The following is a 21,423-nucleotide window of genomic DNA, read 5'->3' as shown; positions in this document are numbered from 1 at the left end:
TCTATTTCAACACGGATAATTCAGCACGGATGCCAGACAGGTGTCCCTGCCTGGCATCCCTGGAAAAATCCTGCGCTAGCTCTGGTTGAAGAAGGCTGCCTGCGTCTCGCTGACCTTCTTGTCATCGCCGATGACTTCAACGTACGACGGCGAGAGCAGGAATACCTTGTTCGTGACCCGTTCGATGCTGCCACGCAAGCCGAAGACCAGTCCGGCGGAGAAGTCGACGAGGCGCTTGGCGTCCGCTTCGCCCATGTCGGTGACGTTCATGATGACGGGGATGCCGTCACGGAAGCTTTCGCCGATGAGTTTGGCGTCATTGTAGGAGCGCGGGTGGATCGTGGTGATCTGCCGGAGTCCGGTGGTCTCTTCGCGGCTCGATGCCGCTCGCTTGATGGGTGTCACAGGTGCGCGATATTCCTCTTCAGCGGCGTGGGGCTCTTCCCGGGGGACCTCGCGGACCGGCGCCGGCGCACGGCGCTCCTCGCGGTCGTGCTCCATGGAATTGTCCTCATCCTTGTGCGGTGTGGGGTGCTCGGACTCGTAGTGTTCCTCGCCGTCGGCGAGCCCAAGATAGATCATTGTCTTGCGCAGAGCGCCAGCCATGGTCGACTCCTATCGTGTCCGTAAGCGGGCCGCTCAAAATGACCTGACAGCCTTGGAATTCCCGCCATTACCTTCCAATACGTTTGAACCTACCGCAACGCCGGACGCGGACCGAGAATATCCGAGCCAATACGAAGGTGTGTCGCTCCGAACCGGATGGCAGCTTCGAGGTCCTGGCTCATGCCGGCGGAAATACCTGTGGCGTCCGGGTGTACGGTCCTCAGCCGGGCCGAGATCTCCGCGAGCTTCTCGAAAGCGCGGCCGGGATCCGCGCCGAGCGGAGCCACCGCCATGACCCCCGCCAGCCGAAGCCCGTCGGAGCTTGCCAGGCGGTCGGCCAGCACGGGGACGTCGTCAGGAAGCGCGCCGCCCCGGTGGCCGCCGGCGTCGTCGTCCAGGCTGACCTGGATAAAGCAGTCCAGCGGGTCCCTGCCGGTGCGTTCGCGCTCGGCAGCCATGGCCTTGGCCAGGGCGCCGGCGATCTGGGGCCGGTCAACGGCGTGTACGGCGTGGGCGTACTTCACGACCGATTTGGCCTTGTTGCTCTGGAGCTGGCCGATGAAGTGCCAGCGGAGGTCAAGGTCGCCGAGCCCGGCAGCCTTGTCCGAGGCTTCCTGGTCCCTGTTTTCGCCGACGTCGGTGACGCCCAGTGATGCGAGCCGCCGTACGTCCTCCGCGGGGTGGAACTTGGTGACGACGATCAGCCGCGGCGGCGATTCCTGCCGTCCGGCGGCCGCCGCGGCGCCGTCGATCCGGGACCTGAGCGCGGCAAGGCGCCCCCGGAGCTCGGCCAGCCGGGGATCCTGCTGCTCATCCATCGTGGTCCGGCCCCGCGCCGAGCGGGGAGCCTGTCCAGACCAGGCCGGCGAACCGGCCGGTGTTGCTGTTGCGGCGGTAGGAGAACAGCTTTTCGTCTTCCAGGGTGCAGCCGCCGGAGTATTCGACCCGCACGCCTTCGGCCTCCAGCTGGCTGCAGACTCCCGCCGGCAGGTCCAGCCCGGGCGTACCCCAGGAAGTGCTGCACCAGGTCGCGGGGACGATGGCCGCTACGTCCGCCCGCATCCCGGCCGGCACCTCGTAGCACCGCCCGCAGATGGACGGGCCGATCCAGGCGCTGATCTCCGCAGCGCCGAGCTCACGCATGCGCGCCACTGCGGCCGGCACCACCCCGTTTGCCACGCCCGGCCGTCCCGCATGCACCACGCCGAGAACCGGCGCTCCCCCGGCAGCCTGCTCCGCCACCAGGACCACGGGCACGCAGTCGGCCACCATGACCGCCAAAGGCTGACCGGCGGACACCATGGCGTCGGCGGTCGGGGCGGCGGGGACGCTGCCGGCGATCGGGGCGGCGGGGACGCTGCCGGCGATCGTGGCGACGTCGTGGCCGTGGACCTGGTTCATGTAGTGGAAACCTCGGCTGCCGAGGCTAGCGGCCAGTTCGAGCTCCCTGCGGCGGCGCCGGACTTCCGCCGGATCGTCGCCGACATGGAGCGCCAGGTTGCCGGCGGCGGCGTCGGTGAAAGCCACCCAGACGCCGGGCCGGACTTCCGTCCGCCACGAAAACACTCGAAACCCCAAATCGTTGTCAAACTTGTTTGCAGAACTTCGATCCTACGAGAAAGCACCATGGCACTGCCAACCGGCAGTGCCATGGTGCCTCGGGACCTACTTCAGGAAATCGGGGACATCCAGGTCATCCGAGTGGCGGCCGGACAGGTCCGGTTCCACGACGGACGGCAGGTCGACGTCGAAGCCGGAGTCCGCCGGGACGGCGGACGGGCGCTGCTGGCCCCAGCCGCCCAGTGCGGAGGCGCCGACGGTTGCGTGCAGCGGCTGGACGTGGGCCGAGGCCGGGGCCTGCGCCGGAGCCGGTGCGGCGGCCGGGGCTGCCGGGCGCTGCGGTGCCGTCTGCGGGAGCGACTGGTCCATCGACGGCGAGGTGGCCTTGACGTCGTCGAAGCCGGCGGCGATGACGGTGACGCGGGCTTCGTCGCCGAGGGCGTCGTCGATGACGGCGCCGAAGATGATGTTGGCCTCCGGGTGGGCGACTTCCTGGACCAGGCGGGCCGCCTCGTTGATTTCGAAGAGGCCCAGGTCCGAGCCGCCCTGGATGGACAGCAGGACGCCGTGCGCGCCGTCAATGGAGGCCTCGAGCAGCGGTGAGGCGATGGCGAGCTCCGCGGCCTTGACGGCACGGTCTTCACCGCGGGCCGAACCGATTCCCATAAGCGCCGAACCAGCGCCCTGCATGACGGACTTGACGTCGGCGAAGTCCAGGTTGATCAGGCCCGGGGTGGTGATCAGGTCGGTGATGCCCTGGACACCGGACAGCAGGACCTGGTCGGCGGAACGGAATGCGTCCAGCACGGAGACGTTGCGGTCGCTGATGGACAGCAGCCGGTCGTTCGGGATGACGATCAGGGTGTCGACTTCGTCGCGGAGGGCGTCGATGCCCGCCTCGGCGGAGCCGGCGCGGCGCCGGCCCTCGAAAGTGAACGGGCGGGTGACGACGCCGATGGTCAGCGCTCCGAGCGAGCGTGCGATCCGGGCCACGACGGGCGCGCCACCGGTGCCGGTGCCGCCGCCTTCGCCTGCGGTGACGAAGACCATGTCAGCGCCGCGGATGACCTCTTCGATTTCCTCGGCGTGGTCCTCGGCCGCCTGCTTGCCGACCTCGGGGTTCGCACCGGCTCCCAGCCCGCGCGTCAGCTCGCGCCCGATGTCGAGCTTGACGTCGGCATCGCTCATCAACAATGCCTGCGCATCGGTGTTGACCGCGATGAATTCGACGCCGCGGAGACCGACCTCGATCATGCGGTTGACTGCGTTCACGCCACCGCCGCCGATGCCGACGACCTTGATGACGGCCAAGTAATTCTGCGGAGCTGCCACGTTACGTGTCCCTTGTTCGTGTTCTGTTGCGAAACTGATGGAGTCGGGCTTGAAGCTTGGAACCTTAACCTTCGAGTTGAAGGTTATAGTTATGTCAAGTAACTCATGCTGTGACGCTATTTCCTATGTAGGGGACATTCAATTACCGGCGCCGCGTGTCGCGGGAATACCGGTCAAATACCCCTAATTTGTGTTGGATCTTACTGCTCTCCTGCGGACGCCGGCGGCCCGGCGGTTTGCCGCCGGGCGCATGATGCCGCGCCCCCGTCCCGGGATCCCCGGATAAGCGATCGGCTGCTATCGGGTGACCGGGTGCCTAGGCACGCTGACATCGTAGATCTTTACCGGATTTTTCGGGTCGGCGGGAACCTTGAGGAGCGCGGCGAGGACCCGGGCTTTGAGTTCCTTCTCCCCCGCATTTCCCCAGATGATGGTCTGGCCGTCAACGAGTTTGAGTTCGACGGCGTCCGCGGACTTCGCCGAGGCATCGGAGAGCCTGGCGAGCACGTCTACCGGGAGCGCGCCCAAGACGCCGGCGATCGCGTGGAACAGCTCCGGAGCCGGCGCGCCGTCTCCGGCGTCGATCACCGGCAGCGCAATCGAGGCGGAGTCCGTGGTGCTGCTGAGCCGGACGCCGTCGACATCCACCAGCTGGAAGCCGTCGCCCTGCTTGAGCATGGCCACCGGGAGGCGCTCCGTGATGTGCACTGCCAGCGTGCCCGGCGGGCGTGCCTGCGTGGTCACCGCCTTGATCTGGACGAACGGCCGCAGGAGGGCTGTCACGTCCTCGTCGCCGATCTGCGGCAACGGCTTGCCCTGCAATGGCGCCAGGGCGGCCTGCACCTGCCCTGCGCTCAGCAGCTTCGTGCCCTCCACGGTGACGGTCCGCAGCGCCAGCACCGGCGTGTAGACGGCCGCCAGCACGATCGCGGCGACGAGCCCGGCGATGACCCCGATGGTGCTCAGGAGGATCCGTTTCCGCCGCTTGGCCTTGGGCTCGGGAAAGGACAGCACATTGTCCTGCTGCCGCACCGGACCGCCGGGGGCAGAGGTTCCGCCGGCCGCGGTTCGGGCGCCCGGCCCGGAATCGGCCTTGGACGCCGAAATCACATCCGCTGGCGCCTCGGCCTGACCGTCCGACGACGGCCGCCGTGTCCCGGTCTTATAGGTGGGGCGGCGGGTGCTAGGCACCGGCTGCTCCAGCTGCCGCGGCGCCGTCGTTCGTGGCGCCGGCGTTCAGGGCCGCGACGATCAGCGGGCCGTAGGCCGTGACATCGCCGGCTCCGGCCGTCAGCACGATGTCGCCGGGGGCTGCCGCGGCCACCACGGCCTGCACCGCCGCCTCGTCCGGGCCGATCAGCCGGCCGCCCGGGGCCAGGTGGTCGCCGATCAGCTGGCTGCTGACGCCGGGGATGGGGTCCTCACGGGCGGGATAGATGTCCAGGACCAGGGCCGTGTCCGCGGCGTTGAGCGCTTCGGCGAATTCACGGGCAAATTCTCGGGTCCGGGAAAACAGGTGGGGCTGGAAGAGCACATGCACCTTGTGCCCGCCGGCCACGGACCGTGCGGCGGACAGCGCGGCCCGGACCTCCGTGGGGTGGTGGGCGTAGTCATCGTAGACACGCACTCCACGGCCCTCGCCCTTGAATTCGAAGCGCCGCGAGGCTCCGGAGAAGTGCGCGAGGGCTCCCGCCGCGGCCTCGGGCGCGACGCCGAGTTCGAGCGCAACGGCGAACGCCGCCGCGGCGTTGAGCGCGTTGTGCCGGCCGGGAACCTGGAGTTCGACGGCGAACCGTCCCCCGGGGGTTTCGATCCAGACGTCGCCCGGACCGCCGTCGTGCAGCCGGAGCCCGGCATCGTCTGCCGTGCCGTAGAGGACCACCCGGGTGTTGCCCCGCTCCAGGGTGCGGCGGGCCAGGGCCCGGGCGCCGTCGTCGTCCGCGCAGGCCACCAGCACGCCGTCGGCGGGCAGCAGCGCGGTGAAGCTGTCGAAGGAGGCGTACACGGCTTCGGCGGTGCCGTAATGGTCCAGGTGGTCCGGTTCGACGTTGGTGACCACGGCGATCCGCGGGCGGTAGTTCAGGAAGGACCCGTCGGACTCGTCGGCTTCCGCGACGAAGATGCTGGAGCTGCCGTGGGCGGCGTTGACGCCCAGCGCCGGCACGTTTGCGCCGATCGCGAAGGACGGGTCCAGCCCGGCGCCCTGCAGCAGAATGGTGATCATCGACGTCGTGGTGGATTTTCCGTGCGTGCCGGCCACGGTCACCACCGTGTCGTCGGCCATCGTGGCCGCCAGCGCCTCGGAGCGGTGCAGGACGGGCAGCCCGGCGGCCCGTGCTGCGGCCAGCTCGGGGTTGTCGGGGCGGATCGCGGAGCCGGCCACCACCGATTGCGCGTCGCCGAGGTTGGCGGCGGCATAGCCGACGTGGATCCGGGCACCGGCCGCGGCGAGTTCGGCCATGACGGGCAGGTCCTTGGCGTCGGAGCCGCTGACCGGCAGGCCGCGGGCCACCATGATCCGGGCGATTGCGGACATGCCCACCCCGCCGATGCCGATGAAGTGCACCCGGCCGAGGGACTCCTGGGTGCGGCCGGCCTGCGGCTCCGGCTGGTGTTGGGGCTGGATCATGGCTCTACCGCTTCCTGCTGTGCTTTTTCCAAGGCGCTGACTTCAGCGGCTCAGCCTTCAAGGACGCTGCATCCAAAGACGCTGCCGCTGCAAGGACGAGATCGGCGACGCGCCGGTCTGCGTTGCGAATGCCGAGCTGGCCGGAGCTGGCTGCCATTCGGGCGAGCCTGTCGCCGTCCAGCAGCAGCGGGATGAGGTTCTGGCGCACCCACTCGGGGGTGAATGCACTGTCTGCCACGATCAGGGCGCCGCCGGCTGCGACGAGGCCGGCGGCGTTGAGCGCCTGCTCGCCATTGCCGATGGGCAACGGCACGAAGACTGCCGGCACGCCGACGGCGGCGGCTTCGCAGACGGTGGCGGCCCCGGCGCGTGCCAGCAGCAACCCGGCCGCGGCGTAGACGGATTCCATTCCGTCCACGAATTCCACCTGCCGGTAGCCGCGTGCTGCGAGCGGCTTGCCGTCGGCGTCGTGGACCGACTTGCCGCGTCCGGTGATGTGCAGGGTCTGGATGCCGGCCTCGGCGAGGGCTCCGACGGACGCCGCGATGGTCCGGTTGATGCTCTGCGCTCCCGAGGAACCGCCGGTGACGATCAGCGCGGGCTGCCGGGGATCGAGCCCCAGGGCCGTCCGGGCGGCCGCCGTGGCTGCCGCGCGGTCGAGTCCGGAGATCTCCCGGCGCATGGGCATGCCGACGTGCACCGCCCCGGGGAGCCGGGTGCCGTCGAAGGAGACGGCCACCGTGGCGCCCAGCCGCGCCCCCACCCGGTTGGCGAGTCCCGGCCGGGTGTTGGCTTCGTGGATGACAATCGGGATTTTCCGGCGCCAGGCGGCGAGGTACATGGGCGTGCACACGTATCCCCCGACGCCCACCAGCACGTCGGCTTGGGCCTCATCGAGAATGACCCCGGCCTGCTTCACCGCACCGGCGAGCCGCCCGGGGAGCCGCAGCAGGTCCAGCGACGGTTTGCGCGGGAAGGGCACCCGGCTGATCGTGGCGAGGTCCAGCCCCGCGGCCGGGACCAGCCTGGCCTCCATGCCGTTGGGTGTGCCGACGGCGAGAAGCCGCGCACCCGGACGGGCTTCCCGGACCGCGTTGGCGATGGCCAGGAGCGGGCTGATGTGCCCGGCTGTGCCGCCGCCGGCGAGGACGACGGATAAAACGGATAAAGGGCTCTCGGTACTCATGAAGGCCTATTTACGCTTTCGTGCGGGGTTCTTGGGGGCGGGGTTCCGGGGTGCGGAGTCCTGAGGGACGGGGTTCTTGGGGGTGGGGCTTTTGGGTGCCGGGTTCGTTGGCGCGTTCCCGGCAGCGGCCCGGGCGGCGGAACTGCTGGTCCCGAACCGCTTCCGCAGGGACCTGGCCAGTCCGGCTGGGCCGAACCTAAAGAGCCCCTTGGGCTGCATGCCGGGCGCCATCTGGGCCCTGGCCAGAGACAACACTACGCCGATGGCGCACAAGGACATGAGCAGGGCGGAGCCACCATAGGAAATGAACGGCAACGGGATGCCCACCACGGGAGCCAGGCCGGTGACAACGGCCATGTTGACGGTGGCCTGGCCCAGCAGCCAGACCATGATGGTGCCGGCAAGGACCCGGTGGAACATGTCCTTCTGGGCCACGACGACGCGGTAGATGGCGGTTCCCAGGATGCCGAACAGGACCAGGACCACGAGGGTGCCGATCAGCCCGAGTTCTTCGCCGATGATCGCGAAGATGAAGTCATTGTGGGCTTCCGGGATCCAGCTGTACTTCTGCCGGCTCTGGCCCAGCCCCACCCCGAACCAGCCGCCGGAGGCGAGCCCGTAGAGGCCGTTGGTCGACTGGTAATTCAGATCGGAGCCGTCGGCGCAGGTCTGGCCGGTCCAGGACAGGATGCGGCAGACGCGGTTGGGGTTCGTGATGGCCAGGACGGCCGTGGCGGCGCCGAGGAATATCGCGCCAATGCCGAACACGTAGAGCCGGACACCCGCGAAAAAGAGCGCCGCCGCGGTGATCATCATGACGATCATCGCCGTGCCGAGGTCGTTGCCGGCCAGGATGAGGCCGATCACGAGCGCCGCGACGGGTGCCACCGGGACCAGTGCGTGCTTCGACTGGCTGAGGAGCTTCGTCTTGGCGCCGAGCACCGTCGCCATCCACAGGGCGAGGGCCAGCTTGGCGGCCTCGGAGGGCTGGAAGGTGAACGGCCCGACGTCGATCCAGTTCTTGTTGCCCAGGGCGCTGCGCCCCATCACCAGCACCAGCACCAGCAGGATCAGTGCAAGGAAGATGGCGAGCCACGCGAATCGTTTGAGCCACACGACGTTGACGCGGGAGAGCAGGAACATGCAGAAGAGGCCGATGGCGGCGAACACGCCCTGCTTGAGGGCGGCCGAGTACGGCGACTCCCCCGCGGCGATGGCCTCCACGCTGGACGCGGAGAGCACCATCATGATGCCGATCGCCGTCAGCGCCAGCGTGGCGCCGAGGATCAGGTAGTAGGTGGAGCCGTTGCGGGACTTTCCGGTGCCTTCCAGCGCGGACCAGAAGCTGCGGAACCAGCCGCGGACCCTTGCTGCGGGTGACAGTCTTTTTCCCGGCGCTTGGCCGGGCACCTTTGCGGCGGACGCTTTGTTCCCGGCTGTGCCAGATTTTGCCGCGGCGGGCTTGGCCGGCGGCGTGCGTGTGGGCGTGCTGACCATTGTTACTCCTCGCTGGTCTGAGCCTGCCCTTCCACGAGCCCGCGGACAGCTTCGATGAAGGCGTCGCCACGCTGAGCGTAGGAAGAGAACTGATCCATGGATGCAGCCGCCGGGGCCAGGAGCACAGTGTCCCCCGAGGCAGCCAGTTGCGCCGCCGCCGCGACGGCTCGGGCCATCACAGTCTCGCTGAATATCGGCGAAGGGCCTGCTTCGGCACCGGCCGGTCCGGCAGTCTGCACGTCTTCAGTGTCGCCCTTCGCCTGGCCGATCACGGGGACATCGGGTGCGTGTCGCTGCAGCGCGGACAGGAGCGCGCTGGAGTCCGCCCCGATCAGCACCACGGCCTTGAGCCGGTGGGCGTTTTCCCGGACCAGGGAGTCGTAGTTGACGCCCTTGGAGAGTCCACCGGCGATCCACACCACGTTCTGGAACGCGGACAGTGCCGCGGAGGCGGCGTGCGGGTTGGTGGCCTTGGAATCATTGACCCAGAGCACACCCTCATGCCGGGCAACCGGCTGGATCCGGTGGTCTCCGGGAAGGTAGTTAAGCAGTCCTGTGCGGACCGCGGACGGCTCCACCCCGTAGGCGCGGACCAGGGCGGCCGCGGCCAGGGCGTTGGCCACCATGTGGCGGGGGGCCGCCGTCCCCAGGTCGGCGATCGAGGCGAGTTCGGCCGCGCTGTCCCTGCGCTCGGCGATGAAGGCGCGGTCCACCAGGAGGCCCTCGACGACGCCGAGCATGCTGACGGCCGGGGCGACGGTGGTGAAGCCCACGGCGCGGCAGCCCTCGACCACCTCGGCGTCCTCGACCATGCGTTCGGTCTCGATCTGCTCGGCGTTGTAGATGCAGGCCTTCTGCGTGTTCGCATAGACCTTGGCCTTGTCGGCCAGGTAGGAGGCGTAGGAACCATGCCAGTCCACGTGGTCTTCAGCGACGTTGAGGCACACGCTGGCCACCGGGGACACGGAATGGCTCCAGTGCAGCTGGAAGCTTGAGAGCTCGACGGCGAAGACGTCGTAGTCCACCGGGTCCCGGAGGGCGTCCAGGATGGGCGTCCCGACGTTGCCGACGGCGATCGCCTTGAGTCCGGCGGCCTGCAGCATGGACTCGGTCAGGCCCACGGTGGTCGTCTTGCCGTTGGTGCCCGTGATGGTCAGCCAGTCGGCGGTCTTGCGCCCCTTGCGTTCGCGGACGCGCCAGGCGAGTTCGACGTCGCCCCAGACCGGGATGTGTGCCCTCGCCGCGGCGGCCAGCAACGACTGGTCCGGCCGCCAGCCCGGGGAGGTGACGATCAGATCGGGCTTCCCGCCGTCGATCCTGGGCACGGCGGTCACGGCCTCTTCGCCCAGCAGCACGTCCACCGCCCCGACAATCCGCAGCGTTTCCGCCTGCGCCTGCGCCTTCGGGCTGGTGGCGGAGTCCACCACGACCACCCGCGCGCCGAGCTCGATCAGGGTGTCGGCGGCGGCAAAGCCGGAGACGCCGATGCCGGTGACCACAACGCGCAGGCCGGCCCAGTCCGAATCCCAGCTGACCAGGTCCTTCAGCCGGGGCGAGGTGGTGAGCGCTGCCGGAATGGAGCCGGTCACAGGAGCACCACCCATTCGGCGTAGAAGATCCCGAGCCCGGCGGCGACGAACAGTCCGCACAGGATCCAGAACCGGACAACGACCGTGACTTCCGCCCAGCCCTTAAGTTCAAAGTGGTGCTGGAGCGGGGCCATTTTGAAGAACCGCTTTCCCTTGGTGATCTTGAAGTAGCCGACCTGGATGATGACGGACAGGGTGATCAGGACGAACAGGCCGCCGATGAAGGCAAGGAGCAGTTCGGTCCGGGAGAGGATCGCGAAGCCTGCGACGGCGCCGCCGATGGCGAGCGATCCCGTGTCTCCCATGAAGATTTTTGCCGGCGAGGTGTTCCACCAGAGGAAACCGACCAAGGCGGCGCTGAGGATGGCCGCCAGCAGCGCGAGATCCAGCGGATCGCGGACGGAGTAGCAGCCGCTGCCGGCCTGCCGCGGGGAGCCGCAGGCCTGGTTGCTCTGCCAGATACCCATCAGCGTGTAGGCGCCGAACACCATTATCGAGGCGCCGGCGGCGAGCCCGTCGAGGCCGTCGGTGAGATTTACGCCGTTGGTCGCGGCGGTGATAATCAGGTTCGACCACAGCACGAACAGGATGGCGCCGAGCACGGTTCCGCCGAAGGCCAGGTTCAGCCACGGGATGTCGCGGACCAGGGAAATCTGCGTGGACGCGGGGGTCAGCCTGTTCTCGTCCGGGAACTGCAGCGCCAGGACCGCGAAAATGATGCCGACGGCGGCCTGCAGGATCAGTTTGGCCTTGGCGTTCAGGCCGAGGCTGCGCTGCTTGGAAATCTTGATGAAGTCGTCCAGAAAACCGACGAGTCCCATTCCGACCATGAGGAACAGCAGGAGCAGCGCGGAGGCGGAGGGGCCCGGCGAGAGCGGGTTGATCATCCACATGATGAGGTGGGTGAGCCCGTAGCTGGCGAGGACCGCCAGGACCACGATGGTGCCGCCCATGGTGGGGGTGCCGCGTTTGGTGTGGTGCGAGGTGGGACCGTCATCGCGGATGAATTGTCCGTAGCTCTTGCGGACCAGCAGCCGGATGAACAGCGGGGTGCCCACGAGGGCAAAGAGTAGCGCCAGGCCGGAGCCCATCAGCAGTGCAATCACGGCAGTGCACTCCCTTCAGTGGCGGTTCCGGCAGGTTCTCCAGCGGCATTTCCAGCGGCATTTCCACCGGCGTTTCCAACGGCATTTCCAACAGTGACTTCGGCACCGCTTCGGGCGGCGTGTGGAGGTAATGCTATCCGATCGCCCAGATGGCGCAGGCCGATGCCGTTCGAGGATTTGAACAGCACCAGGTCGCCCGGCTCAAGCTCGGCCTGCAGGAGCTGGTAGGCCTCCTCCGCGGTCTCGGCGAAGACGCATTCGTTGCCCCAGGATCCTTCGTTGACGGCAGAGACATAGAGCGATCGTGCCTCCCGTCCGACGACGACCAGCCGGGAGATGTTGAGCCGGACCACCTGGGTGCCGACGGCCATGTGCTCCCGGATGGAGTCGGGTCCGAGTTCGAGCATGGCGCCGAGCACCGCCCAGGTCCGGCGTCCGCGGCCGAGGTCGGCCAGTGTCCGCAAGGCGGCCCGCATGGATTCCGGGTTCGCGTTGTACGCATCGTTGATGACGGTGACGCCGTCGGCGCGTTCGGTGCGTTCCATCCGCCACCGGCTGGCGGCCGTCTGTGCGCTCAGCGAGGCCGCGATGTGCGCTGCGGGAATGCCCGCGGCGTGGGCTGCTGCGGCCGCTGCCAGCAGGTTGGATACGTGGTGGGCGCCGATCAGCCTGGCTGTGACGTGCTGCGGCGCCGTCCCACCCGCGGCCGTCCCATCCGCGGCGCTTTCACTGACCACGGATTCATCAGGCAGGAACAGCTCGAATTCGGGGTGGCCGGCGGCGTTCAGTTCGACGCTTTCGGCGCGGACCCCGGCCGGCTGGCGGTCGCCGGAGGGCCGGGAGGGCTGGGACGAGTATCCCAGCACGGTGGCCCGGGTACGGTCGGCCATGGCTGCGACGCGGGCGTCGTCCAGGTTGAGGACGGCGGTGCCGGTGGCCGGAAGGGCTTCGACGAGTTCGCCCTTGGCGACGGCGATGTTCTCCACACCGCCGAATTCGCCGGCGTGGGCGGTGCCGACGCCGAGCACGACGCCGATGTCCGGGCGGACCATGTCCGCAAGGTAGCGGATGTGCCCGACGCCGGTGGCGCCCATCTCGATCACCAGGTACCGGGTGTCGTAGCCGGCCTTGAAGACGGTGAGCGGGACGCCGACCTCACCGTTGTAGGACCCCTGCGGGGCGACCGTGTGGCCCGCCCCGGATTCTCCGGCGAGGATGCCGGCGAGCAGGTCCTTGGTGGTGGTCTTGCCGGCGGAACCGGTGATGCCTATGACGGTCAGCGGCGCTCCTTCAGCCTCGCGGCGGGCCCGGATCCGGCGGACGGATTCGGCCGCGAGGGCCCCCATGGCCAGGACCGAGTCCTGCACCACGACGGCGGGGAAGTTCTGTCCCGCGGCGTCGGCGACGTCATGCTCCACGAGGGCCAGCACGGCGCCACGCTCCACCGCGGCGCCCACGAAGTCGTGGCCGTCGGCCGTTTCCCCCGGCTTGGCCACGTAGAGGGAACCCGCTGTGGCTGCACGGGAGTCGGTCACCACGGAGCCGGGCGTGATGCCCGGTTCGGCGGCCAGCCGGCCGTTGGTTATTTCGGCGATTTCCGCCGCTGTAAATGCAATCATCTCGGTTTAGGACTCTATCCGTTGGTCTTGGAGAACGGTGAATCCCCGTGCTGTCAAGGCGGAACGGAGCTCCACCCTGTCGTCGAGGGCGAGGTTGACGCCCTTGACTTCCTGCCACACTTCGTGGCCCCGTCCTGCGACGAGGATGGTGTCCGCCGGCCCGGCCAGCTCGACCGCCCGGCGGATGGCAGCGTCCCGCGGGAAGACTTCCTCAACCGTGCACGCAAGGCCCTCGCGGTCCTTGGCCTCAAGGGCTCCGGCCAGAACGTCGGCGCGGATGGCCGCGGCGTCCTCGTCGTGCGGGTCGTCGTCGCTGACGATCACGGTGTCCGCGAGCCGGGCGGCGATGGCACCCATCGCCGGGCGTTTGCCCTGGTCGCGCTGACCGGTGGCACCGAAGACGATGATCAGCTTGGAGCCCGGCTCCGGCGGGCGGACGGCCTCCAGGGCACGGGCCAGGGCATCCGGGTTGTGCGCGAAGTCGACCACCGAGGCCGGCGCCGTGGAGACGAGCTGCATGCGGCCCGGGACGGCGACGGTGAACGGATCCCGGGCGTCGAGGGCGGCCTGCACCGCCGCGGCGTCGTGGCCGCCGGCGAGCACCATGACGGTGGCCAGCGCGGCGTTGGCGACGTTGAAGCTGCCCGGGAGGCCGGCGTGAACGCGCAGGGCGGTACCGTCGCGGTGCTGGAGCGTGAAATCGGTGCCGAGTCCGCGCGGGGACAGGCCGGTGACGGTCCAGTCCGCTGCGGGCCCGCCGTCGTCATGTGTTGCCGGGACCAGTGCCGCCGGGAAAGTCGAGAGGGTGGTGACGGGGATGTCGGCGGAGGCTGCCAGCCTCCTGCCCCATTCATCGTCCACGGTGACGACGGCGGTGCGGGCGCGTTCTGCCGTGAAGAGCCGGGCCTTGGTCCGGAAGTACTCCTCCATGCTGCCGTGCAGGTCCAGATGGTCCTGGGTCAGGTTGCTGAACCCGGCGACGTCGAATACCACACCGTCCACGCGGTGGAAGGAGACGGCATGCGAGGAGACCTCCATGGAGACCGCATCGAGGCCGCGTTCACGCATGAGGGCGAGGAGGGCGTGGACGTCCGTGGATTCGGGTGTTGTGAGCAGACTGGGAATCGGCGCGCCGCCGGCGAGGATCTCGATGGTCCCGATCAGGCCGGTCTTCTGGCCCAGGGCCTGCAGCAGGGCGTTGATGAAGTAGGTGGTGGTCGTCTTGCCGTTCGTGCCGGTGACGCCGTAGAGGGCAGGCGCGGCCGCGTCGTCCGGCCGGCTCCGGTAGATCAGGGCGGAGAGCCGGCCGACGACGCCGCGGGGTTCCCCTGCCAGCAGCACGGGCACGGAGATGTCGTTCGAGAGCGCCAGCAGGCGCGCGCCGGCGTCGTCCGTCAGCACCGCGGCAGCCCCGGCCTCTACGGCCTGGGCGACAAAGTCGGCCCCATGCCGGGTGGCGCCTGGCAGGGCGACGTACAGGTCGCCCGGCTGAACGGCCCGGGAGTTCAATGAGATCCCGGTGACGGCTACTGCGCCGGATACCCCGGGGACAGCGACGCCGATCGCCGCACCGATCGTTTCCAGCGGCACCGCGGCGACCATAGCGGGCCGGAAGCCCGAGGTGGCGTCCTGGCCGGAGGGCGCGGCGGAAGCGTCTGGGGCGTTGAGCTGTGACAAGGGGATCTCCGTTTGCGGTGCTAGTGGATCTGGCGCTGCGCACGGAAAGATGCTCCGGCCCGCAGGCTTCGTATTCGTGCTGGGTGCTAAATGGTGCGGGCGCTACTTGGCGTACTGCGGCAGCCGGGCGGGTTCGCCGGACGACGGCTGGACGTTGAAGGTGCGCAGCGTCTGGCTCATCACCGAACGGAACACCGGTCCGTTCGAGATGCCGTGAATATCGCCCTTGGGCCGTTGCAGGACCACTCCAACAATAAACCGCGGATCGTCCATCGGCGCCATCCCCACCATGGAGGCGGTCAAGCCGCAGAACCCGGGTTTGCCGTCGTCGCACGGCGACTGGGACGTTCCCGTCTTGGCGCCGACGCGGTAGCCGTCGATGCCGGCCTCCTTGATCTGGCCCTCGGTCACGGCACTTTCGAGAATGTCGCGGACCTGCTGGGCGGTGTCCTTGGAGACCACCTGCCGCGGGGGCTGGGCCGGGACCTTTTCCTCGGTGCCGTCGGGGCTGATGTAGCTGTCGATCAGGCGCGGCTGGAGCATCACGCCGTCGTTGGCGACGGACTGGAAGGCCCGCACCGTCTGGAGCGTCGACTGCGACACCCCCTGGCCGAAGAGGACTGTGTACTCCTGGCGTCCGTCCCATTCGTCAGCCGGCGTCAGGATGCCCGTGGCTTCGGAGGGAAGCCCGATGTCGGGTGCCTCGCCGATGCCGAACTTCTGCAGCCAGTCGTGGCGCTGGTCCTTGCTGAGCCGCTGGCCTGCCATGACCGTGCCGGTGTTCATCGACCAGCCCAGGATGCCGGCCAGGGTCCGTTCCTCAGTGCCGTGTTCGAACGCATCGCTGAAGGTCTGCCCGTCCACCGTGTAGGTCGGCGGGATGGTGAACTTGTCCAGCGGACTGGACTTGCCTTCCTCGATGAGCGCGGCGGCGGTGATCATTTTCTCCACCGACCCGGGCTCATAGGCGGCGGTGACTGCCCGGACACCGCGGTCCTCCGGCGCGGAGCTTCCCGGGTCGTTGGGATCCGGGGTGTTGGTGTCCGCCATCGTGACGATGTTGCCCGTTTTGATGTCCATGACGATGATGATGCCCCACTCGGCGCCGAACTTGTCCTGCTGGCTCTGGATCGCCTGCTGGGCGAAGTACTGGAGATCCGAGTTGAGCGTGAGCTTGATGTCCTTGCCGTTCACGGCCGGGGTCAACTGGTCCACGCCCACCGGGATGCGCAGCCCGTCGGCGCCGATTTCGAAGAGCCGCTTGCCCGGGGTGCCCTTGAGGATCTCGTCCTGGGTCTGTTCGAGCCCGGCCTGGCCGGTGGTGCCATCCTTCAGGAAACCCACGATTCCGCCGGCGACTGCCCCGTTGGGATAGACCCTCTTGCTAGTCCCTTCGGTCACGATGCCGGGGATCTGGAGTTTGGAGATCCGGTCCTCCACGTCGGGCAACAGGTCCTTGGCCACGATGTAGTAGCCCCTGGTGCCGGTGAGGGCGTCCTTCACGTCGTTCCGGTCCATGCCAAGCGCTGCGGCGAGCTCGGAGATGCCCTGGTCCCGGGAGACCTTGACAATCTCGTCCTTGCCCTCGTCGAGCCTGGGGAACGACTCGGTCTTGGTGTTGACCCTCTGGTCCACCACGATGTTGTAGCGGATCACACTGCTGGCCAGAACCGTCCCGCCGGCGTCCAGGATGCTGCCGCGTTCGGCAGGGAGTTCGATCGGCGTGAGGCGGTTTTGGAGGGCTGCCTCGGCCATGCCGCCGACGTCGAGTCCCTGGACCACGAAGAGTTTGCCGCCGACGACGAGCAAGAGCGTGAGCATCAGGCCGAGGCCGATCCGCAGCCGCCGCGTGGCGCTCGGCACCTTTGCCTTGCGTGCCTTGCCGGTGTTCTGCGCCACGATGTGTCCTTGCTGCTCGCCGGGCTGGTGATCCGTCCTGGGTTATTGTCCCGGAACCTTCTCTGCCGGAATCTTTTGGGCCGGAACCTTTTGGCCGGGAACCTTCTGGGCGGGGGCCGGGACGGATCCGCCGTGGAGTTCCGCAGCCGGTTCTGGTACGGGCGCAGCGGCAGCGGCCGGTGCCGGTGTCGCCCCCGCGGCGGGCTGTGCCGGCGCGTCGGCTGCCGGTTTGCGGCCCACGAGCGGCTCCTTGCCGGTGGCGGGCGGGACGACACTAAGCTGCCCCGCGACGGCCGGCGCGGCGATGACGGCACCTGCGGCGTCGCCCTTCACCGCGGCCTTGGCCTTGCCGGTGACGCGGAGGGTGGACAGGTCGATCTGGCCCTTGCCGGTGGAGGCCACCATGCCCAGCTCGGTGGCTTTTGCCGCCAGGTTCTGGGGGGCGTCGAAGTTCTGCACCTGCTGCGTCAGGTCCTGGTTCTGCTTCGTCAGGGTCAGCTGATCGCTCCTGAGCTGGACCAGCTGGTACTGCGAGGTGGATACGGAGATGTTCAGGACCAGCACCGCCATCAGGGCTACGGCAAGGATGCCGAAGCAGAGCACGGCGAACGGGGCCCGGCGCTTGCGCGGGGCCGAGCGGACCAGCGAGAGCGGGGTGCGGGACTTGCGGGCCGGACCGGGGTTTAGCCCGGGAAGGGCGCGGGCGGTGGCGCCAGTGGCAACGGGGAATCGGTTGACGGCAGCGGTGCTCATGCGGCTCTCCTGGCTTTGATGCGTTCCACTGCGCGGAGCCTGGCGGAGGCTGCGCGCGGGTTCTCGGCAATTTCGGCGGCGGTGGGCACCTCGGTGCCTTTCGTCAGGGTCTTCAGTTCAGCCTTGTGTTCCTCCAGCTCCACCGGGAAACCGAGCGGGGCAGAAGATTTGGACCCGGCCTGGAAGAAGCCCTTGACGATCTTGTCCTCCAGCGAGTGGTAGGACATGACGACGACGCGGCCGCCGACGGCGATTGCGTTGACGGCCGCGGGGATCGCGCGCTCCAGCACGTCGAGTTCCTCATTGACCTCGATCCGGAGCGCCTGGAAAGTGCGCTTGGCGGGGTGCCCGCCGGACTTCGCAGCGCCCGCCGGGACAACCCCGCGGATCTGTTCGACGAGCTCACCGGTGGTGCTGAAGGGCTTCCCGGCGCGGGCGGTGACGATCCTGTTGGCGATGCGGCCGGCGAACTTCTCTTCGCCCCACTTCCGGATGATCCGGACGAGGTCCTCTTCGCTGTAGTGGTTGACGACGTCGGCGGCGGTCTGGCCGCGGCTCGTGTCCATCCGCATGTCCAGCGGGGCATCGAAGGAGTAGGCGAAACCGCGTTCCCGCTCGTCCAGCTGGAGCGAGGAGACGCCTAGGTCCATCAGGACACCGTGGACGTGGCTGAAGCCAAGGTCCGCCAGGACCTCCGGGATTTCGTCGTACACGGCGTGCACGAGGTCGATCCGGCCGGCAAAGGGCGTGAGCCGCTCCCCCGCAAGGGCCAGGGCTTCCTCGTCGCGGTCGATGCCGATCAGGTGGAGATCCGGGAAGCGCTGGAGCATGGCCTCGGAGTGCCCGCCCATGCCAAGGGTGGCGTCGATGACCACCGGGGACTCGCCGCGGCCGCGGGCCGCCTCGAATGCCGGTGCCAACAAATTGATGCACCGGTCCTTGAGGACCGGTACATGGCGTTCGGACGTGGGCTTCTGGTGAGGGTCAGTCATACCTGCGTCCTTTCCTTGTCCGGGCGTGCTTGCTGTGCTGCCTGCGCAGCTGCGCGTTCCGCTTCTTGATCCAGATCCCCATCCGCGCCTACCCGGCGTCCGCCTGGCTCCGGGGAAGTGAGCCAGGAGAACAACTGGATGGGCGGCTGGAGATCTGGGTCAAGAAACGTAGTGCTGGTGGATCCGTGGGGCTCAGAAAATCCCCGGTATGGCGTCGTCAGTCTCCGAGAAGGCTGTTTCCTTTTCGGCCAGGTACTCATTCCAGGCTTGGGCGTCCCAGATCTCCGCCCGGGTACCGGCGCCGATGACGGCCAGTTCCCTGCCGAGTCCTGCGTACTCCCGGAGCGCCGGCGGAATCGTCACGCGCCCCTGCTTGTCAGGTACCTCGTCAGAGGCTCCAGAGAGGAACACCCGGATGTAGTCACGCGCCTGCTTGCTGGAGATTGGAGCCTCCCGCATCTGCTCGTGAACCCGGCCGAATTCAGCCTCACTGAAGACATAGATGCAACGTTCCTGGCCCCTTGTGAGAACCAGCCCGCCGGCAAGTTCCTCGCGGAACTTGGCGGGAAGGATGATCCGGCCCTTTTCGTCCAGACGCGGCGAATGTGTGCCGAGAAACACGGCCCACCGCCCGTCTGTTCGTAGGAAGCCCAACGTCCCCTTGCTGCCACTACCCTCTTACGTCCTCCACAATACTCCACATCCCTCCACAGTCAACGACACGCCGAAGAAAATCGCGCATTTCCGGGGGCGCGTGGGTCCCAAAGATCCGCGCAGCTGCAGCGAAACGTGCCTGGTGGTGCTCAGTGGAGGGATTCCGGCCCCCGGCGCCGCCGGGCCCGCGGAAATCACGACGCCGGACACGGCCGGGCGTCCCTGCATCTGCGCGAGCCGGCGAATCCCCTGCGGTTGCCGCCAAAAGCCCCCGTTAACGGCAAAAGACCCGCCGGAGCGGGTCTTTGCGTGCCGACCGGGCTAGACGGGTGCTAGACGGGTGGGTGGGAATGGAGGGTGCGCCTGAGGCGGCTCAGGACTCCCCCCGGTGCCGTTCGTCCCAGCGTTCCTCGAGGTTGCTCATAAACGAATTCCTCGGCTTTCCGGACTTCCGGGCCGATCCTGTCGATTTTGCCTTGCCGACGGCGGAACTGCGCATTGTCGCGAAGTAGACGCCGGCGCCCATCACGACAAAACCCAAGACCCCGACAACGATGTTTTGGACGGTCACCCCAACCAGCAGGAGCATGATCCCTGCCAAAGTGGCCAGGACCCCAATCACCAGATGGCGGGTAGACCATGAACGTCCCGGGTCCGAGCCCATCGAGCTGGCGAACTTGGGATCGTCCTCATTCAGCTGCTTCTCAAGTTGCTCAAGCAACTTCTGTTCGTGCTCCGAGAGCGGCATCACGACCTCCTTAAGTCGGCCAACGTCCAGACTTGACGTGGCCAGTGTCTCAATCCCCTAACGACCGGGAATCCGGAGTGGTTCCCGTCCGCCGTCGTTGCGCGGATCGGGGTTCCCACAGGTGGTTTTCCTGGTCCCTTTTGGGTGTTCAACTGCTCACGCATCAGCCCGAACGCTCGTTCCAGTCGTTCTAAACCTACGTACATCTAAGGATAGTTTGTTACGGCCCGTTCTGAAAGATGTGGCACCAGCTTGGACACCTTCAAGACGCCGACCCGGCCGCAGATGTCAGCCGGAGCCGCTGCCGGGATCGAGAAGCCGGGCCGGGAACACCGATTTTGTCCCGAATTTCCGCGTCACCGCGTCCAGTACCTGTTCGGCCGCCCGCCAGTTGTCATCCCTGCGGTCCAGGCTCAGCTGCAGCGGCGCCTGGGCGGCTTCCTCCAGCTGCTCGGCCCGGATGCCGACGAGCCGCACCGTCATGGGCCGGTCCCCGACGGATTCCAGGAGCTGGACGGCCACGGCGTAGAGCAGCTGGGCGCTGTCGATCGGGGTGCTGACGGTCCGGCTCCGGGTGATGGTGGAAAAGTCCGCGTACCGCAGCTTGAGCGCCACCGTCCGGGCGTGCATGCCGGCGCTGCGCAGCCGCTCCGCCGTGCGGTGTGAGAGCCGCAGCAGTTCGCGGTGCAACAGCGCCTCGTCGGCCGTGTCCACCGCGAAGGTCTCTTCCGCCCCGATGCTCTTTTCCAGCCGGACCGGTGTTACCGGACGGGGATCGATCCCCCATGACAGGTTGTAGACGTGTTCGCCGGAGGCGCCGAGCACCTTGCGCAGGGAAGGCAGCGGCGAGGCGGCGACGTCCGCCACGGTCCGGATGCCCATCCTGGACAGCACCTCGACGGTCTTGGCGCCGACTCCCCAGAGTGCGCCGACAGGAAGACTGTGAAGATACGGCACCGTCTCCTCCGGACCGATCAGCAGCAGTCCGTCCGGCTTGCACCGGGTGGAGGCGATCTTGGCCACGAACTTGCTGGCCGCAATCCCGACGGACGCCGTGATTCCCAGTTCCAGCTGGACCTGGGTCCGGATGAGTTCGCCGATCTCGCGGGGCGTACCCAGCCGGCGGATCGCTCCGCCGACGTCGAGGAAGGCCTCGTCCACGCTCAGCGGTTCCACCAGATCGGTGATGGAGCCGAAGATTTCCATGATCTGGCCGGACACTTCGTAGTACAGCTTGTGCCGGGGTTCGATGATGACGGCCGAGGGGCACATCCGGGCCGCCACCACCATCGGCATCGCGGAGCGCACGCCGAAGGCGCGGGCTTCATAAGAGGCGGAGAGCACCACGGACCGGTCCGCGGGGTAGCCGACAATGACGGGCCTGCCCTTCAGTTGGGGCCGGCTGCGCAGCTCCACGGAGACGAAGAACGCGTCCATGTCCACGTGCATGATGCTGCTGCGCCGGAGTTCGCGAAGGCTCACTTCGAGCTGCTGTTTATCCCTGTCCGGCCCCACAACTTCAATCCTATGCCCCGGGACTGACTAAACTGGAGGCTGAATCCGGCGTCAACACCAG

Annotated in this window: 18 protein-coding genes; all 18 read right to left on the bottom strand. The window is 68.0% G+C overall.

The genetic code is table 11. From position 1 onward, the window contains the following. Positions 1–75: 75 nt before the first annotated feature. The 18 genes from ABIB26_RS13905 to dinB all read right to left on the bottom strand — a co-directional run bounded on the left by ABIB26_RS13905 (position 76) and on the right by dinB (position 21,362). Entirely contained in the window at positions 76–606 is a 531-nt protein-coding gene (locus ABIB26_RS13905) for a cell division protein SepF (protein ID WP_354244037.1), read from the bottom strand. A gap of 89 nt (positions 607–695) precedes the next feature. Next, the gene (locus ABIB26_RS13900; protein WP_354244035.1) at positions 696–1,424 is read right to left on the bottom strand and encodes a YggS family pyridoxal phosphate-dependent enzyme; all 729 of its coding nucleotides are present in this window, start codon (positions 1,422–1,424) and stop codon (positions 696–698) included. Continuing rightward, entirely contained in the window at positions 1,417–2,172 is a 756-nt protein-coding gene (locus ABIB26_RS13895; RefSeq protein WP_354244032.1) for a purine nucleoside phosphorylase YfiH/LACC1 family protein, read from the bottom strand. Before ABIB26_RS13895 ends, ABIB26_RS13900 begins: the two co-directional genes overlap by 8 nt. A gap of 99 nt (positions 2,173–2,271) precedes the next feature. Next, positions 2,272–3,498, bottom strand: a complete 1,227-nt coding sequence (gene ftsZ / locus ABIB26_RS13890; RefSeq protein WP_354244029.1) for a cell division protein FtsZ — start codon at positions 3,496–3,498, stop codon at positions 2,272–2,274. 297 nt (positions 3,499–3,795) lie between these two features. Next, on the bottom strand, positions 3,796–4,689 hold the full coding sequence (locus tag ABIB26_RS13885) for a cell division protein FtsQ/DivIB (protein WP_354244027.1): 894 nt from the start codon (positions 4,687–4,689) through the stop codon (positions 3,796–3,798). Further along, positions 4,682–6,127 carry a UDP-N-acetylmuramate--L-alanine ligase gene (murC, locus tag ABIB26_RS13880; RefSeq protein WP_354244024.1) on the bottom strand — a complete coding sequence of 482 codons (1,446 nt, stop codon included), beginning with the start codon at positions 6,125–6,127 and terminating at the stop codon, positions 4,682–4,684. The genes ABIB26_RS13885 and murC overlap by 8 nt, the downstream gene beginning before the upstream one ends. 4 nt (positions 6,128–6,131) lie before the next feature. Continuing rightward, on the bottom strand, positions 6,132–7,313 hold the full coding sequence (murG, locus tag ABIB26_RS13875; protein WP_354244022.1) for an undecaprenyldiphospho-muramoylpentapeptide beta-N-acetylglucosaminyltransferase: 1,182 nt from the start codon (positions 7,311–7,313) through the stop codon (positions 6,132–6,134). Positions 7,314–7,319: 6 nt separating this feature from the next. Further along, entirely contained in the window at positions 7,320–8,810 is a 1,491-nt protein-coding gene (gene ftsW / locus ABIB26_RS13870) for a putative lipid II flippase FtsW (protein ID WP_354244019.1), read from the bottom strand. A 2-nt stretch (positions 8,811–8,812) separates the two neighbouring features. Then, positions 8,813–10,414, bottom strand: a complete 1,602-nt coding sequence (murD, locus tag ABIB26_RS13865; protein WP_354244016.1) for a UDP-N-acetylmuramoyl-L-alanine--D-glutamate ligase — start codon at positions 10,412–10,414, stop codon at positions 8,813–8,815. Continuing rightward, positions 10,396–11,505 carry a phospho-N-acetylmuramoyl-pentapeptide-transferase gene (gene mraY / locus ABIB26_RS13860; protein ID WP_354244013.1) on the bottom strand — a complete coding sequence of 370 codons (1,110 nt, stop codon included), beginning with the start codon at positions 11,503–11,505 and terminating at the stop codon, positions 10,396–10,398. The genes murD and mraY overlap by 19 nt, the downstream gene beginning before the upstream one ends. Further along, complete coding sequence (locus ABIB26_RS13855; RefSeq protein ID WP_354244010.1) at positions 11,502–13,124, bottom strand: UDP-N-acetylmuramoyl-tripeptide--D-alanyl-D-alanine ligase; 1,623 nt, start codon at positions 13,122–13,124, stop codon at positions 11,502–11,504. The genes mraY and ABIB26_RS13855 overlap by 4 nt, the downstream gene beginning before the upstream one ends. A 6-nt stretch (positions 13,125–13,130) precedes the next feature. Continuing rightward, positions 13,131–14,726, bottom strand: coding sequence for a UDP-N-acetylmuramoyl-L-alanyl-D-glutamate--2,6-diaminopimelate ligase (locus tag ABIB26_RS13850; protein WP_502913671.1), 1,596 nt, complete (start codon positions 14,724–14,726; stop codon positions 13,131–13,133). A 177-nt stretch (positions 14,727–14,903) separates the two neighbouring features. Continuing rightward, positions 14,904–16,700, bottom strand: a complete 1,797-nt coding sequence (locus ABIB26_RS13845) for a peptidoglycan D,D-transpeptidase FtsI family protein (protein WP_354244004.1) — start codon at positions 16,698–16,700, stop codon at positions 14,904–14,906. A 42-nt stretch (positions 16,701–16,742) separates the two neighbouring features. Beyond that, on the bottom strand, positions 16,743–17,453 hold the full coding sequence (gene ftsL / locus ABIB26_RS13840) for a cell division protein FtsL (protein ID WP_354244001.1): 711 nt from the start codon (positions 17,451–17,453) through the stop codon (positions 16,743–16,745). Beyond that, positions 17,450–18,445, bottom strand: coding sequence for a 16S rRNA (cytosine(1402)-N(4))-methyltransferase RsmH (gene rsmH, locus ABIB26_RS13835; RefSeq protein WP_354243999.1), 996 nt, complete (start codon positions 18,443–18,445; stop codon positions 17,450–17,452). Before rsmH ends, ftsL begins: the two co-directional genes overlap by 4 nt. Before the next feature lie 192 nt (positions 18,446–18,637). Further along, entirely contained in the window at positions 18,638–19,066 is a 429-nt protein-coding gene (mraZ, locus tag ABIB26_RS13830; protein ID WP_354243998.1) for a division/cell wall cluster transcriptional repressor MraZ, read from the bottom strand. A 406-nt stretch (positions 19,067–19,472) separates the two neighbouring features. Next, positions 19,473–19,847: an SCO2097 family morphological protein gene (locus ABIB26_RS13825; RefSeq protein WP_354243996.1), complete on the bottom strand. Its 375-nt coding sequence runs from the start codon at positions 19,845–19,847 to the stop codon at positions 19,473–19,475. A gap of 288 nt (positions 19,848–20,135) precedes the next feature. After that, the gene (dinB, locus tag ABIB26_RS13820; RefSeq protein ID WP_502913668.1) at positions 20,136–21,362 is read right to left on the bottom strand and encodes a DNA polymerase IV; all 1,227 of its coding nucleotides are present in this window, start codon (positions 21,360–21,362) and stop codon (positions 20,136–20,138) included. Between the last annotated feature and the right edge of the window lie 61 nt (positions 21,363–21,423).

The organism is Arthrobacter sp. UYEF20, assembly GCF_040546335.1.
Lineage (GTDB): Bacteria > Actinomycetota > Actinomycetes > Actinomycetales > Micrococcaceae > Arthrobacter.
This window is presented reverse-complemented; position numbering and strand designations above follow the sequence as displayed.

Excerpts from the sequence above, each read along its gene's own strand:
- ABIB26_RS13905 (WP_354244037.1), bottom strand. The coding sequence starts at position 606 with ATGGCTGGCGCTCTGCGCAAGACAATGATCTATCTTGGGCTCGCCGAC.
- ABIB26_RS13825 (WP_354243996.1), bottom strand. The coding sequence starts at position 19,847 with ATGCCGCTCTCGGAGCACGAACAGAAGTTGCTTGAGCAACTTGAGAAG.
- murD (WP_354244016.1), bottom strand. The coding sequence starts at position 10,414 with ATGGGTGGTGCTCCTGTGACCGGCTCCATTCCGGCAGCGCTCACCACC.
- ABIB26_RS13850 (WP_502913671.1), bottom strand. The coding sequence starts at position 14,726 with ATGGTCGCCGCGGTGCCGCTGGAAACGATCGGTGCGGCGATCGGCGTC.
- ftsL (WP_354244001.1), bottom strand. The coding sequence starts at position 17,453 with ATGAGCACCGCTGCCGTCAACCGATTCCCCGTTGCCACTGGCGCCACC.
- ABIB26_RS13855 (WP_354244010.1), bottom strand. The coding sequence starts at position 13,124 with ATGATTGCATTTACAGCGGCGGAAATCGCCGAAATAACCAACGGCCGG.
- ABIB26_RS13900 (WP_354244035.1), bottom strand. The coding sequence starts at position 1,424 with ATGGATGAGCAGCAGGATCCCCGGCTGGCCGAGCTCCGGGGGCGCCTT.
- murC (WP_354244024.1), bottom strand. The coding sequence starts at position 6,127 with ATGATCCAGCCCCAACACCAGCCGGAGCCGCAGGCCGGCCGCACCCAG.
- murG (WP_354244022.1), bottom strand. The coding sequence starts at position 7,313 with ATGAGTACCGAGAGCCCTTTATCCGTTTTATCCGTCGTCCTCGCCGGC.
- rsmH (WP_354243999.1), bottom strand. The coding sequence starts at position 18,445 with ATGACTGACCCTCACCAGAAGCCCACGTCCGAACGCCATGTACCGGTC.
- ftsW (WP_354244019.1), bottom strand. The coding sequence starts at position 8,810 with ATGGTCAGCACGCCCACACGCACGCCGCCGGCCAAGCCCGCCGCGGCA.